12 protein-coding genes are annotated in these 14,429 nt (G+C 72.1%); 5 read left to right on the top strand and 7 right to left on the bottom strand.

What is annotated here, in order from left to right:
- Positions 1-34: 34 nt before the first annotated feature.
- From ACFYPJ_RS10180 to ACFYPJ_RS10195, 4 genes are read right to left on the bottom strand one after another with little or no spacing between them, the layout of a single operon-like run.
- Positions 35-676, bottom strand: coding sequence for an ATP/GTP-binding protein (locus ACFYPJ_RS10180; protein ID WP_389013371.1), 642 nt, complete (start codon positions 674-676; stop codon positions 35-37).
- A complete protein-coding gene (locus ACFYPJ_RS10185; protein WP_389013374.1) occupies positions 657-1,076 on the bottom strand; it encodes a DUF742 domain-containing protein in 420 nt (139 codons plus the stop codon). The genes ACFYPJ_RS10180 and ACFYPJ_RS10185 overlap by 20 nt, the downstream gene beginning before the upstream one ends.
- The gene (locus tag ACFYPJ_RS10190; RefSeq protein ID WP_389013376.1) at positions 1,073-1,576 is read right to left on the bottom strand and encodes a roadblock/LC7 domain-containing protein; all 504 of its coding nucleotides are present in this window, start codon (positions 1,574-1,576) and stop codon (positions 1,073-1,075) included. Before ACFYPJ_RS10190 ends, ACFYPJ_RS10185 begins: the two co-directional genes overlap by 4 nt.
- Positions 1,573-4,794, bottom strand: a complete 3,222-nt coding sequence (locus ACFYPJ_RS10195) for a nitrate- and nitrite sensing domain-containing protein (RefSeq protein ID WP_389014000.1) — start codon at positions 4,792-4,794, stop codon at positions 1,573-1,575. The genes ACFYPJ_RS10190 and ACFYPJ_RS10195 overlap by 4 nt, the downstream gene beginning before the upstream one ends.
- Positions 4,795-5,189: 395 nt before the next feature.
- On the opposite strand from ACFYPJ_RS10195, the gene ACFYPJ_RS10200 reads away from it, so the two are divergent.
- Complete coding sequence (locus ACFYPJ_RS10200) at positions 5,190-6,080, top strand: protein phosphatase 2C domain-containing protein (RefSeq protein ID WP_389013378.1); 891 nt, start codon at positions 5,190-5,192, stop codon at positions 6,078-6,080.
- Here ACFYPJ_RS10200 and ACFYPJ_RS10205 read toward each other — a convergent pair.
- Positions 6,067-6,558, bottom strand: coding sequence for a MarR family winged helix-turn-helix transcriptional regulator (locus tag ACFYPJ_RS10205; protein ID WP_389013381.1), 492 nt, complete (start codon positions 6,556-6,558; stop codon positions 6,067-6,069). The genes ACFYPJ_RS10200 and ACFYPJ_RS10205 overlap by 14 nt on opposite strands.
- Positions 6,559-6,788: 230 nt before the next feature.
- Between ACFYPJ_RS10205 and ACFYPJ_RS10210 the strand changes: the two genes are divergently transcribed.
- Positions 6,789-7,610: a lysozyme gene (locus tag ACFYPJ_RS10210; RefSeq protein ID WP_389013384.1), complete on the top strand. Its 822-nt coding sequence runs from the start codon at positions 6,789-6,791 to the stop codon at positions 7,608-7,610.
- Positions 7,611-7,678: 68 nt separating this feature from the next.
- Here ACFYPJ_RS10210 and lon read toward each other — a convergent pair whose 3' ends face one another.
- Together lon and ACFYPJ_RS10220 are read right to left on the bottom strand one after the other, a co-directional pair.
- Entirely contained in the window at positions 7,679-10,102 is a 2,424-nt protein-coding gene (gene lon, locus ACFYPJ_RS10215) for an endopeptidase La (protein WP_389013386.1), read from the bottom strand.
- An 89-nt stretch (positions 10,103-10,191) separates the two neighbouring features.
- On the bottom strand, positions 10,192-10,980 hold the full coding sequence (locus tag ACFYPJ_RS10220) for a rhomboid-like protein (RefSeq protein WP_389013389.1): 789 nt from the start codon (positions 10,978-10,980) through the stop codon (positions 10,192-10,194).
- Positions 10,981-11,567: 587 nt separating this feature from the next.
- On the opposite strand from ACFYPJ_RS10220, the gene ACFYPJ_RS10225 reads away from it, so the two are divergent.
- The 3 genes from ACFYPJ_RS10225 (at position 11,568) to ACFYPJ_RS10235 (ending at position 14,214) form a co-directional block, all read left to right on the top strand.
- Entirely contained in the window at positions 11,568-12,254 is a 687-nt protein-coding gene (locus tag ACFYPJ_RS10225) for a spermidine synthase (RefSeq protein WP_389013391.1), read from the top strand.
- A 113-nt stretch (positions 12,255-12,367) separates the two neighbouring features.
- Positions 12,368-13,108, top strand: a complete 741-nt coding sequence (locus tag ACFYPJ_RS10230) for a response regulator transcription factor (RefSeq protein WP_376530531.1) — start codon at positions 12,368-12,370, stop codon at positions 13,106-13,108.
- Positions 13,105-14,214, top strand: coding sequence for a sensor histidine kinase (locus ACFYPJ_RS10235; RefSeq protein ID WP_389013394.1), 1,110 nt, complete (start codon positions 13,105-13,107; stop codon positions 14,212-14,214). Before ACFYPJ_RS10230 ends, ACFYPJ_RS10235 begins: the two co-directional genes overlap by 4 nt.
- Positions 14,215-14,429 lie beyond the last annotated feature (215 nt).

A 14,429-nucleotide genomic window follows, 5' to 3' on the forward strand; every position in this document is an offset into this window, starting at 1 on the left:
GCGGGGGGATGCCTCCTGGAGAACTACGGTCGGCCTACGACTGCTCGGGGCTTTCCTCAAGCGCGTGGGCGACGAGGGCGAGCAGCGTCTCGATCACCGATATCCGGCGCCGCGCATCCATGATCATGACAGGTACGTGCGCGGGGACGCTCAGCGCCTCCCGTACGTCCTGCGAATCGAACGGCTCGCTGCCCTCGAAGTGGTTGACCGCGACGACATACGGCACCCCGCAGCTCTCGAAGTAGTCCAGCGCCGGGAAGCAGTCCTTGAGCCGGCGGGTGTCGGCGAGCACGACCGCGCCGATCGCGCCGCGCACCAGGTCGTCCCACATGAACCAGAACCGCTGCTGACCCGGCGTGCCGAACAGGTAGAGCACCAGGTCGTCGTCGAGCGTGAGACGGCCGAAGTCCATGGCCACCGTGGTGGTCCGCTTGGCCGGCGTGGCGGAGATGTCGTCCGTGCCCTCGCTCGCCTCGGTCATCAGCGCCTCGGTCTGCAACGGCCTGATCTCCGAGGCACAGGTGACCAGCGTGGTCTTGCCGACGCCGAAACCGCCCGCTATGACGATCTTGGTGGCGGCGGGCGGGCGGGTGCGATCCGTCTGCCAGGGCTTCAATTCCTCGTCGGACTCGACGAGGGGGACGACGCCGACGGCGTCAGAGACGACGGAGTCCACTCAACACCCTTTCCAGCAGGAATCTGTCCGGTCGGCCGGTGCCGTGACCGGTTCCGGTTCCGTACACGCGGATCTTTCCCTGGTCCGCGAGGTCGCTCAGGAGCACGCGGACCACGCCGAGCGGCATCTGCAGCAGCGCGGCGATCTCGGCCACCGTACGCATACGGCGGCACAGTTCGACGATGGCCCGCATCTCCGGCATGATCCGGCTGGTGCGGTCGCCCTGCGTCAGTTCCCTGCGCTCCTCGGCGGACTCCAGGGCCTCGGCGGCCGCCACGAACGTCTCCACGAGCAGGACGTGGCCGAAGCGGGTACGGCCGCCGGTGAGCGAGTAAGGGCGGACCCGAGCGGGTCTGCGGTCGCCTCCGCGGACCGGGAGCGACTTCGCAGCACTGCTCACCTGCTGCTCCCCGCCGCATCGGACTCCAGGGATTTTCGCAGTTCGCTGCGGAGTTCCGGGGTCAGCACATGGCCGGCCCGGCCCACGAACAGCGCCATGTGGTACGCCACCACGCTCATGTCGCAGTCCGCGGCGCCGTGCACGCCGAGCAGCGAGCCGTCGCTGATCGACATCACGAAGAGGCTCCCCTCGTCCATGGCGACCATCGTGTGCTTGACCGCACCGGAGTCCATCAGCTTGGCGGCGCCGAGGGTGAGGCTGCCGATGCCGGAGACGAGCGTGGCGAGGTCGGCGGCGGAGCCCCGCGGGCCGCTGTGGCGGGACTCGCCGGCCTCCCGCGCCTCGGCGCTGTGCGCGGGGTCGGAGGAGAGGAGCAGCAGGCCGTCGGAGGAGACCACCGCGACCGACAGGATGTCCGGCACCTCCTGGATGAGGTTCGCCAGCAGCCACTGCAGGTTACGGGCCTCACGGCTCAGTACGAAGGTGCTGGACGCGGTCAACTGCTTGCCTCCTCGACGGTGCCCCCCGTGGTTTCCTGGGCAGTTCGATCCGCGGGTAGGTCCGCGGGTGTGCTGGTCCCGGATGTCTCCCCGGCCATCTCCGCCGCGACCTCGCGTCGGCCGGCCTCCGCTCCGCGGTGGAAGCCGCCGAGTCTGCGGCGCAGCGCGTCGGCGTCCACGGAACCGGCCTGCCGCCGGGGTGCCTGGGCGGGTGCGGTGACCTTCGGGGTGCGCTTGGGCAGGCCCTTCGCGGTGAGCAGGTCGGGCGTGCGCTCGTGGGCCGCCTCGTCGCCGCTGCCGCCGTCGGTGGCCGGCGCAGGGACTCCGGTGTCCGCCGCGGGGGCGGTGGGAGCCTCGTGGGTGCTGTCGGCCGGCAGGGGGACCCCGGGCGCTTCCGTGGACCCGGAAGCCCCGGGCACGTTCACGGACCGGACGGTTTCCGACGCGTCCACGGACCCGGCCGTTTCCGGCGCCGGCGCAGACCGCACGGTTTCCGGCGCTTCCGCGGGGCCGGCGGTCCCGGGCACGGGGTGGCCCTGTGCCTCGTCGCGCGGTTCCGGTGCCGGGGTGCCCGGCCGGGCCGACGCGGCGGCGACGGCGGCGGGGTCCGGTACCAGCAGCTCCATCGTCGTCTCGGAGAACGTCTCCGGCGAGAGGGCGGGCTCCGGCACGGCGGCGTGCCCCACCGGACCGGTCCGGGGCTCCGTCGCCGCCGGGTGCTCCGGGACCGCCGAGTGCTCCGCCGTCCCCGCGGCCGGGTGCTCCGGGACCGCCGGGTGCTCCACAGTCCCCGCCGCCGAGTGCTCCGGGACCGCCGGGTGCTCCGCCGTCCCTGCGGCCGGGTGCTGCGCCGTCTCCGCCGCCGAGTGCTCCGCAGGCCCGGCGGCCCGGTGTTCCGAGGCCGCAGGCCCGGGCCCGGGCTCCGGCTCTGGCTCTGGCTCGGTCCGCGCGTGCGCGGGGTCGTCCGTGGCGGCCGCCCGGCTCACGGCGCGTTCCGCCAGCGCCACCAGCGGATCGCCGTCCGTCGCCCGGGCGTGCAGCACATTGGAGTTGACCTCGGCGTCCGCCCCGGGCAGCGAGACCGCCTGGGCGCCGTCGGCCGTGCCCGCCGCAGACGGGACCGCCGAGCCCGAAGTGCTCTCCAGCAGGTCCTGGGAGAGCACCACGACCGCGGTCACACCGCCCTGCTTCTGCTCGCGCAGCCGCACCCGGACACCGTGCCGCTGGGCGAGGCGGGCCACGACGTACAGGCCGAGCCCGAGGCCGTCCTCGCCGTCCTGGCCGTACGACATGTTCGGGTCGAATTCGGCGAGGCGGGCGTTGAGCCGGTCCAGGCGGTCGCCGGTCATGCCGATGCCCTCGTCCTGCACCGAGAGCATCACCTCGCCGTTCTCCAGCAGCCAGCCGGAGATCTCCACGGGCACGTCCGGCGGGGAGAACGAGGTGGCGTTCTCCATGAGTTCGGCGAGCAGGTGGGAGATGTCGTCCGCGGCGAAGCCGATCACCTGGGCGTGCGGGGGCAGCGCGGCGATGCGGACCCGCTCGTAGCGCTCGATCTCGCTGACCGCGGCCCGCACCACGTCGACCAGCGGCACCGGCCCCGGGTGGTTCACGACGCGCTCGGAACCGGCGAGGACCAGCAGGTTCTCGCTGTGCCTGCGCATGACCGTGGTGAAGTGGTCGAGCTTGAAGATCGTGGCGAGCCGGTCGGGGTCCTGTTCGCGTTCCTCCAGGCCCTCGATGACGGCGAGCTGGCGCTCGACCAGGCCGAGCGTGCGCAGCGCCAGGTTCACGAACGTGCCGCCGATGCCGGCCCGCAGCTGCTCCGCCTGCGCCTGGGAGACCTGGAGCGCGTCCCGCAGTTCCTGGCGCGCGTCGGCCATCTTCTGGCGCTGCCCGACCAGGTGCTTGCGGTCGGTCTCCAGGGTGGCGACGCGCTCGTGCAGGGCGACGGCGCGGGCGTGCAGGGTGTTGAGGGAGCGGACGGCCCGGGCGAACTCGTCGTTGCGGCCGGTGAAGGTGATCGGCTCCTCGGCGGTCGGGTCCTCCGCCTCGGCCAGCCGTGCCGAGCCGCGGCGCAGCACCGACAGCGGGCGGGTGAGGGTGCGGGCCAGCGCGGTGGCGACGCCGATGGTGACCAGCAGCAGGGCGCCCAGGGCGGCGGTGCGGATCTCCAGGTCGGTGACGTCGTCGTCGCGCAGCCGGGCCAGGTCCTGGGTGCGGCGGTGGTAGAGCGAGGACTCCGCGCCGCGCATCAGCTCGACGCGCGCGGACAGCGCGGCGTCCAGCTTCTTGGTACTGGTGGCCAGTTCGCCGTCGGAGAGCGTGGGCTGGTCGGTGAGGTCGGCCAGGTCCTTGTCGGCCGCGTCGGCCTCGGGTCCGGTGACCGTGGAGTCGTACGTCGTGACGGCCGCTGCGGGCGCCCCCTCGCGGAAGTCGGCGAGGGCGGCGTCGGCGCGCAGCCGGGCCTGCTGGGCGGCCGCGGTGAGGGCGTCGCGCTGCTTCTTGTCGGCGTCGGAGGTGACCGCGGCCGTCGTGGGCAGGCCGGTGATGGGGTCGATCACCGTCTGGGTGGTGCTCGGCACCTTCAGCGCGGCGAGGAGCAGCCCGCGGGTGGCGGCGGACTGCTGGACGGCGGTGTCCAGTTCGGCGAGGGCGTACGCTCCGGAGCCCGCCCGCGGTGGCATCTGCTCGGCCAATTGCTCGGCGAGCCGGTGCAGGTCGGTGATGACGGCGGTGTAGCCCTCGTGGGCGTCCAGCGCGGTGCCCTTGCCGGTGAGCGCGGCCTTGCGGACGGCGGCGATGGTGTCCAGTTCCGAGCGCAGCCCGGCGGGCGTGCCGGTGTCGGCGCGCAACTCCTCGACCTGCTGGTCGACGCGGGCGCCGCGGTCCTCGGACGGGGCCTTGGACTTGGGCCGGCCCGCCGCGACGAAGGAGGTGACCTCGTCGCGCTCGTCGGCGAGCGCGTGCGCGAGGGTCAGCGCGTTCTCGGTGCGTCCGGCTAGGTTCACCAGGTTCTGGGCGTCGCTCAGTTGCCCGGAGGCGGCGACCAGGGACGGGGCGCCGGCCCCGGCGACGGCCGCGGCCACCACGGCCACGGCGAGGATCAGCCGGTTGCGTACGTGGGTCGGGCGACCGGTGCCCACGGGGGTCCGCTCGGCGGCGCCCCCTTCGGAGGCCGGCTGCCTGCCTGTGCGCCGAGGCCGCTTCATCTGCACCGGTGCTCGCATTCTTGAACTCGTGTACCCATGGGCCCGGGTGGCATCCCGCCGTCCCGTTGATCGTCCCGATGCCGAGGTGATGTGTACACCCGGCGCGGACCGTCCGACCCTCCCAGTGCTGGTGGCCGACGGTCGTGCATCACCTGACCCGCCACCCGAAGGAGTGAACCCCGGAGGAGAGTTGACGGGCAAGTTCCTCCGGCATGGGCGGACGGGGGTCGCAGCGGGCCGGTTGGACGCGGACGGCTGGCTTTGGCAGTATTCGCTGCCACGTTTTCCCGGAGCGCGCCATTCCCCCGCAAAACAGGCGCCTGACCTGCGCGGCTGCGCGAATTCGGGGACCGTTGCCACCCTTCCGCAGTCCTTGTGAAGGGCTCGTGCAGACTGGCCGGATGCGTACTGACGTCGTTTCCGAGCCCGGCGACCCCGGCCGGCCCAACGAGGACTTCGCAGGTGTCGGCGTACCGGCCTCGGGCCAGGGTGGCTGGGTGGTCGTCCTGGACGGGGTGACCCCACCCAAGGACGGCACTGGCTGTCTGCATTCGGTCCCCTGGTTCACCGCGCGACTCGGCGGCGTCCTGATTGAACTGACCGTTTCCTACCGAGATCTGACGCTGAGGGAGATTCTCTCCCGGGCGATCGCCAGAACCGCCGACGCGCACGCGGACACCTGTGACCTTTCTCACCCGCGCACCCCGCAGGCGACCGTCGTCCTGGCCCGCTGGTCGGCGGACTCGCTGGAGTACCTGGTGCTGTCCGACTCCACCCTCCTGCTGGAATCCCCGGACGGCACGGTCACCCCGGTCCAGGACGACCGGATCGCCCGGCTGCCCCGTTCGTCCCTGGCCACCGACGCCGTCGCGGACGCCACGGTCCGCAACAAGGAGGGCGGTTTCTTCACGGCCGCCGCCGACCCGTCGGTCGCCGCCCGCGCGGTGACGGGGAGCGTGCCCCGCGACGAGGTCCGCGCCCTGGCCGCGCTGACGGACGGGGCGACACGCTGGGTGGAGAAGTTCCACGAGGGCGACTGGACGGACTGCTTCACTCTGCTGCGGAAAGAGGGCGCGCAGGCGTTGATCGACCGGGTGCGGGCCCTGGAGACGGCCGACCGCGAGGAGCGCAGGCATCTGGGACGCGGCAAGACCCACGACGACGCGACGGCGGTCCACGCCGAACTCCGGCAGCCCCGCACGCCCGCGGCACCGGATCGCGCCCCGCACGACCCGGCGACACCGCCTGCCTCCTCCGCCGCCCCCGCTCCCCCTGCTTCTACTTCTCGATGACCCCGTTCAGCTTGTGGAGCAGCCGGGCCAGTTCGGCCACCTCGCGCGAGTCCCAGTGGGAGAGCTGGCAGACGTACCGGGCCCGGCGCGCCTCGCGCACCCTGGCGACCCTGCGGCGGCCCTCGTCGGTCAGGTTCACCAGCCAGGCCCGGCCGTCCCCGGGGTCGGGCTCGCGGGCGACCAGGCCCAGTTCCTCCAGGGCCCGCAGCTGGCGGGACATGGTCGCCTTGCCGACTCCGATGTAGGCGGCGAGGTCGGTGGCGCGCTGCCGGCCCTGCTCGTCCAGCCGGATCAGCAGGCCGTACGCGGCCGACTCCAGGTCGGGGTGGACCTCGCGGGCCATCTCGCCCTGGCTGGCCCGGGCACGCCGCATCAGGACCGTCATCTCCCGTTCCAGCGACAGGAATTCCTGGTCTGTACCATCCGGCGACACCTGGGCGGGGGCCCGCCGTCCGTCGCCGTTCGCGTCCTCGTGCACGTCAGCACCCCTGATCAATTTCGCGGCCCTGAAAGTTTCTGCCAAGCGTCGCCATCGCCCCAGCTCCGTAAGTATTTCGCAGGCGTAGACCAACGGCAGCCTCCGGGGCCCCTTCCCACGGCCCGGTCTACGTGCGTAGCTTCTTTGCCAGGCCATTACTGGCATGCTCACGCCATACGGCCGAGTCGGTCGTCCGCGGTCCCCCCACCACACTCCTCGGAGGCACGCCAATGCCCGTGCTCAGACCCGGCACCATCCGCCGCAGGCTCACGGCCCCGTCCGTGACCCTGCTGGCCGCCCTGTCCCTCACCCTCCCCCTCACCAGCGCCCAGGCCGCCACCACCCCCGCGCGCGGCTCGGCCCACATGGGCATGGGCGTCCTGGCCCACGACGGCCGGAGCGGCACGCCCAGCACCGGAAACGTCACCCAGACCGAGGGCGTCGACGTCTCCGGCTACCAGGGCAACGTCGCCTGGTCGACGCTGTGGAACAGCGGCGTCAGGTGGGCGTACACGAAGGGAACGGAAGGGACGTACTACACGAATCCCTACTTCACCCAGCAGTACAACGGCTCGTACAACGTCGGCATGATCCGCGGCGCCTACCACTTCGCGACCCCGGACACCACCAGCGGCGCCACCCAGGCCAACTACTTCGTCGACCACGGCGGCGGCTGGTCCAAGGACGGCAAGACCCTCCCGGGCGCCCTGGACATCGAGTGGAACCCGTACGGCGCCGCCTGCTACGGCAAGTCGCAGAGCGCGATGGTGAGCTGGATCGCCGACTTCCTGAACACGTACAAGGCGCGTACGGGCCGCGACGCGGTCATCTACACGGCCACCAGCTGGTGGACCCGGTGCACCGGCAACTACGGCGGCTTCGCGTCCGCCAACCCGCTGTGGATCGCCCGCTACGCCTCCACCGTGGGCACGCTCCCGGCCGGCTGGGGCTTCTACACCATGTGGCAGTACACCTCCACGGGACCGACGGTCGGGGACCACGACAAGTTCAACGGGGCGCTGGACCGGGTGCAGGCACTCGCGAACGGCTGACCTCCGCGGGCAGGTGAAGGCCCGGGTTCCGGACGGAACCCGGGCCTTCCTTCATCCGGTGGCCTCCGTCACGCGGCCACCGGCACCTCGGCCTCCGCGCCGTTCGCGGCCGGCGACAGGGCCAGCTCCAGGACCTGGCGGACGTCCGTGACGGCGTGGACGTCGAGCTTGTCCAGCACCTCCGGCGGCACGTCGTCCAGGTCGGCCTCGTTGCGCTTCGGGATGATCACGGTCGTCACCCCGGCCCGGTGCGCGGCCAGCAGCTTCTGCTTCACACCGCCGATCGGCAGCACCCGGCCGGTGAGGGAGACCTCGCCGGTCATCGCCACATCGGTGCGCACCAGCCGCCCGGACAGCAGCGAGGCCAGTGCCGTGGTCATCGTGACGCCTGCGCTCGGACCGTCCTTCGGCACCGCACCCGCCGGGAAGTGGATGTGCACGCCCCGGTCCTTCAGGTCGCCGACCGGGAGTTCCAGTTCGGCGCCGTGCGAGCGCAGGAAGGACAGGGCGATCTGCGCGCTCTCCTTCATCACGTCGCCCAGTTGCCCGGTCAGGGTCAGGCCCGCCGCGCCCGTCTCCGGGTCGGCGAGGGACGCCTCCACGAACAGGACGTCGCCGCCGGCTCCGGTGACCGCGAGGCCGGTGGCCACGCCCGGCACGGACGTACGGCGCTCCGCCGGGTCCTGGGCGGACTCGGGTACGTGGTGCGGCCGGCCGAGCAGGTCGCGCAGGTCGGCCTCGTGGACGGTGAACGGCAGCTTCCGCTCGCCGAGTTCGTGCTGCGCGGCAACCTTGCGCAGCAGTCGGGCGATGGACCGCTCCAGGGTGCGCACGCCCGCCTCACGGGTGTATTCGCCGGCCAGCTTGCGCAGGGCGCTCTCGTCGAGCGTGACCTCGTCGTCCGCCAGGCCCGCCCGCTCCAGCTGGCGCGGGAGCAGGTGGTCACGGGCGATGACGACCTTCTCGTCCTCGGTGTAGCCGTCGAGCCGGACCAGCTCCATACGGTCGAGCAGGGCCTCCGGGATGGCTTCGAGCACGTTGGCGGTCGCCAGGAAGACGACATCGCTCAGGTCCAGCTCGACCTCCAGGTAGTGGTCCCGGAACGTGTGGTTCTGCGCCGGGTCCAGGACTTCGAGCAGGGCCGCCGCCGGGTCGCCGCGGAAGTCCGAGCCGACCTTGTCGATCTCGTCGAGCAGGACCACCGGGTTCATCGACCCGGCCTCCTTGACGGCGCGGACGATCCGGCCGGGCAGCGCGCCGACGTAGGTGCGCCGGTGACCGCGGATCTCGGCCTCGTCCCGGACGCCGCCGAGGGCGACCCGGACGAACTTGCGGCCCATGGCGTGTGCCACGGACTCGCCCAGCGAGGTCTTGCCGACTCCGGGCGGACCGACCAGCGCCAGCACGGCACCGCCGCGCCGGCCGCCGATCACACCGAGCCCCCGGTCGCTGCGGCGCTTGCGCACCGCCAGGTACTCGGTGATCCGCGCCTTCACGTCCTGAAGGCCCGCGTGCTCGGCGTCCAGGATCGCCTTGGCGCCCTGGATGTCGTACGCGTCCTCGGTCCGCTCGTTCCACGGCAGTTCGAGGACGGTGTCGAGCCAGGTACGGATCCAGGAGCCCTCCGGGGACTGGTCGCTGGACCGCTCCAGCTTGTCGACCTCCTTCAGAGCGGCCTCGCGGACCTTCTCGGGCAGGTCCGCGGCCTCGACCCGGGCACGGTAGTCGTCGGGCTCCTCGCTGTCCTTCTCGCCGTTCAGCTCGCGCAGCTCCTTGCGGACGGCTTCCAGCTGGCGGCGGAGCAGGAACTCGCGCTGCTGCTTGTCGACGCCCTCCTGGACGTCCTTGGCGATGGTCTCGGCCACGTCCTGCTCAGCGAGGTGGTGACGCAGTTGCCCGGTGGCCAGCCGGAGCCGGGCCACCGGGTCGGCGGTCTCCAGCAGTTCGATCTTCTGTTCGATGGACAGGAACGGCGAGTAGCCGGAGTTGTCGGCCAGCGCCGAGACGCCGTCGATGGCCTGCACCCGGTCGACGACCTGCCAGGCGCCGCGCTTGCGCAGCCAGGCGGTCGCGAGGGCCTTGTACTCCTTGGCCAGTTCGGCGACGTGGCCGGGCAGCGGCTCGGGCACCTGCTCGTCGATCCGGGTCCCCTCGACCCACAGCGCGGCCCCCGGTCCGGTGGTCCCCGCGCCGATCTTCACCCGGCTCCGGCCGCGGATCAGCGCGCCGGGGTCGCCGTCGGCCAGCCGTCCCACCTGCTCCACGGTGCCGAGCACACCGGTGCCCGCGTACGTACCGTCGATGCGCGGGACCAGCAGGACCCTGGGCTTTCCGGGTTCCGCCCGGGCGGCGGCCTGGGCGGCCTCCACCGCGGCGCGTACGTCCGGGTCATTGAGGTCCAGCGGAACCACCATCCCGGGCAGCACGACCTCGTCGTCGAGCGGCAGCACGGGCAGGGCGAGCGGTGTGAACGCCGCGGACTCAGCAGCCATGATCTCCCCTTCGGCAGTCAAGTTGAGCTATGCCGACTCAATGCTTGGCGCCGCCGGTATGTTCCCCACCCCCCGTTCGCCCAGAGCGATCAACCTCCCCGGGGCGCGGCAGCGGCGGTGCGCGAGCGGTGCCAGTACCGCACCAGGGGCCAGGTCGCGACGCCGATGACCAGCGAGATCAGGTGGCCCCAGCCGGTCATCGGATCCGTGAACGCGATCAGGCTCTGGGCGATCGTCGCGCCGATCAGGCCCAGCAGGATCCAGCGCAGCCAGGGAGCGACCAGCCCGGCCAGGGCGCCGGTGGCGGCGGCCACGCCGAAGCTGATGCCGTAGTCGAGCCGGTGCACAGAGGTGCCGGGCAGGTGTCCCGCCAGCACCGCGAACCCCACGGGCACCTCGGTCGCCAGGGTGGCCAGGATGTGCCCGAGCAGGAAGACACCGGCCGCGCGCAGGGCGCCGACCCGCCGCTCCAGCGCGGTGAGGACCAGCAGGAAGCCGAACGCGTACGGCGTGAGGACCCCGCCCGCGATCCACAGCGCGCTCGCCACCAGCACACCCATGGGGGCGCGCACCAGGTGGGCCACGTCCGTGCTGGAACCCTGCTGGAGGGCGTGCACGAGGGACGGGTCGGCGACGGCGGAGACCAGCGAGGTCACGGCGAGCACGGCCGCGTAGGCGAGGGTGAAGGGCGTAGCGGCCGGGGAGGGCAGCAGCAGCCAGGGCCTGCGGACGGACGGCAGCCGGACGGGCACGGCTTCGGCGGCCCGTGCCGCCTGCGGTGAACGCCGCTGTTGCGGCATCCCGTCCAGCAGCCCGGCGGTACGGGTGCCGGTGCCCGTACGGGTACAGGTGCCGGTGCCGGTGCCGAGCCGAGCCATGGCGTCCGGCGTCAGAGGCGGACCCGGGGCGTCCGGAGCCCAAGACGGACCGGAGACATCCGAATCCCAGGACGGACCCGGTACGTCCGAAGGCCGGTGCGGACCTGAGACGTCCGGTAGCGGCGTGGGCGGGGCCGTCGTCGCGGCCGCCGCGGTCTCGTCCACCGTGCGGCGCTCCTTCCGTTCCGCCCCACCCTTCGCGCCCCGGTGACCTCTGTCTATGACCGACGCCACCCGGGGCCCGGATTCACAGGAAGTACAGAGCCGCCGGCTGCGCCGAACGGGAACCACGACCGCGGGCCGAACGCTCGATCAGGTGACGCACAGGGGACACGCGGGTGGCGCACGCCCGGGCAGGGGGCCCGCGCGCGAGCGGATCCGCGGCCAGGCAGGGTTCAGCGGGTTCGTCGCGCTGCCCGCGGTGGAGGGGGGCGGCGCGCGGGAGGCCCCTGGCACCCTCCGCCGGTGCGGTCACCGCTGCCGGGCCGGACACGCGGGCGCGGTCCGGGGCACGGGGCGGGTTCGGGCGCGGTCCGGGGCGCCGGGACGGATCGGGCACGTTCCGGGGCGTCGGGCAGGATGGGGCCATGACCGCCGCCCACGACACTCTCGAAACTCCCGAAGTCCTGGACCGCCGCGAGGGCCCGTACGGAGAAGTGGTGCTGCGCCGGCACGGTGCGCTGCTGCAGATCATCGCCAACGGCTGTTTCCTGATGGACACCTCCGACGGCCGCTCGGAGCGGCTGCTCGTGGACGCCGCGCTGGACGCGCTGGACGAGCGGGCGGCGCCCGAGGTGCTGATCGGCGGGCTCGGCGTCGGCTTCTCGCTCGCACACGCCGCCGCGAACCCCCGCTGGGGCCGGATCACGATCGTGGAACGGGAACCCGCGGTCATCGACTGGCACCGCACGGGACCGCTCGCGGAGATGTCCGCCGCGGCCCTGGCCGATCCGCGGACCCACATCGTGCAGACCGACCTGGTGGCGTACGTGCAGGAGACCTCCGCCACGTTCGACGCGCTGTGCCTGGACATCGACAACGGGCCCGGCTGGACGGTCACCGAGGACAACGACGGGCTGTACGCACCGGCCGGACTGGCGGGCTGCGCACGGACGTTGCGGCCCGGCGGGGTGCTCGCCGTCTGGTCGGCCGAACCTTCTCCGGATTTCGAAGGATCCTTGCAGAATGCCGGGTTCCAACAGGTGCGTACCGAAGAGGTCCCCGTTGCCCGGGGCGTTCCGGACGCAGTGCATCTCGCCGTACGACCTGGATAGCGACGGCGCGGTCTGTCACCGTAATGTGCTTCCCTGACGCGGATCATTCAAGCGTCAATCGCAGTCATGGGATCACCCCACGGATTCCGGAAAGCACACTTCAGGGGCGGGCGATGGAGCAGACACATACCTCCCACAACGGCACGGCGACGGCCGGGCCGGGCGCGCAGCGCAGGGTCCTGGTCGTCGAGGACGATCAGACGATCGTCGACGCCATCGCGGCCCGCCTGCGCGCCGAGGGATTCCTCGTGCAGACCGCGGGCGACGGTCCGGCCGCCGTCGACACCGCCGAGGCTTGGCAGCCGGACCTGCTGATCCTCGACATCATGCTGCCCGGCTTCGACGGCCTGGAGGTCTGCCGCCGCGTGCAGGCCCAGCGCCCGGTGCCGGTGCTGATGCTCACCGCGCGGGACGACGAGACCGACATGCTGGTCGGGCTCGGGGTCGGGGCCGACGACTACATGACCAAGCCGTTCTCCATGCGTGAGCTGGCCGCGCGGGTGCACGTGCTGCTGCGCCGGGTGGAGCGGGCCGCGCTGGCCGCGGCGACTCCGCGGTCGGGCATCCTGCGCCTCGGCGAACTGGAGATCGACCACGCGCAGCGCCGGGTGCGGGTGCGCAGCGAGGACGTGCACCTCACCCCGACCGAGTTCGACCTGCTGGTCTGTCTGGCGAACACCCCGCGCGCGGTGCTCTCCCGCGAGCAGCTGCTCGCGGAGGTCTGGGACTGGGCCGACGCCTCCGGCACCCGGACCGTCGACAGCCACATCAAGGCGCTGCGCCGGAAGATCGGCGCCGAGCGAATCCGCACCGTGCACGGCGTGGGCTACGCACTGGAGACGCCGACGCCATGAGCGAGGGGCGGTCGGCCGCACGGAGGAGCGCCGTCGAACCCTGGGGCGGCGTACGCCCCTTCTCGATCAAGACCAAGCTGGGTGCGCTGGTCGTCATCTCGGTGCTGATCACGACAGGTCTGTCGATGATCGCGGTGCACACGAAGACGGAGCTGCGCTTCATCACGGTCTTCTCGATGATCGCCACTTTGCTGATCACTCAGTTCGTGGCGCTGTCCCTCACCGCGCCGCTGGACGAGATGAACGCGGTGGCCCGGTCCATCTCGCACGGCGACTACACGCGCCGGGTGCGCGAGAACCGCCGCGACGAACTGGGCGACCTGGCCCAGGCGATCAACGTCATGGCGGACGAGCTGGAGGCCCAGGACAGTCAGCGCAAGGAGTTGGTGGCGAACGTCTCACACGAGTTGCGCACGCCTATCGCGGGCCTGCGGGCGGTGCTGGAGAACGTCGTGGACGGCATCGCCGAGCCGGACACCGAGACCATGCGCACGGCGCTCAAGCAGACGGAGCGGCTCGGCCGGCTGGTGGAGACCCTGCTCGACCTGTCCCGGCTGGACAACGGGGTCGTGAAGCTGCGCAAGCAGCGGTTCGAGGTGTGGCCGTATCTGTCGGGTGTGCTGAAGGAGGCCAACATGGTCGCCTCCGCGCGCGCGGCCATCGCCTCCGGCTCGGGCAGCCACACCCGGACCGACGTCCATCTGCACCTCGACGTCTCGCCGCCGGAGCTGACCGTGCTCGCCGACCCGGAGCGCATCCACCAGGTCGTCGCCAACCTCATCGACAACGCGGTCAAGCACAGCCCGCCGCACGGCCGGGTCACCCTGAAGGCGCGGCGCGGGACGCATCCCGACTCACTGGACCTGGAGGTCCTCGACGAGGGGCCCGGCATTCCGCGCTCGGAGTGGCACAAGGTCTTCGAGCGGTTCAACCGCGGCGCCGTCAGCCGCCCGCACGGCCCGGGCAGCGACGGCGGTACGGGACTCGGCCTGGCGATCGCCCGCTGGGCGGTCGATCTCCACGGCGGCCGGATCGGAGTGGCCGAATCCGAGCGGGGCTGCCGGATCCTTGTCACTCTTCCGGGAGAGCCTTCTCTCCCAAGTTGACGTAAAGTTCGAAGCGGAACCTCAAGATCCACGCGCCGTCCGTCGGACAGGCGCGTGCGGTCCGGCCAGTCCTGCGCGGATGCGCGCCTCAGGGCGAGGCCCGGGCACCCCATTCGTAGCCGAACTACGCTTGTTTCCCGCCATTTGAAGGCTCGAAACCCGGTTTCTGATGTGACTTACACGACGATGAACCGGTCCGACCTGACCTTCACGGT

This window comes from Streptomyces sp. NPDC006012, assembly GCF_042871185.1.
Taxonomy (GTDB): Bacteria; Actinomycetota; Actinomycetes; order Streptomycetales; family Streptomycetaceae; genus Streptomyces.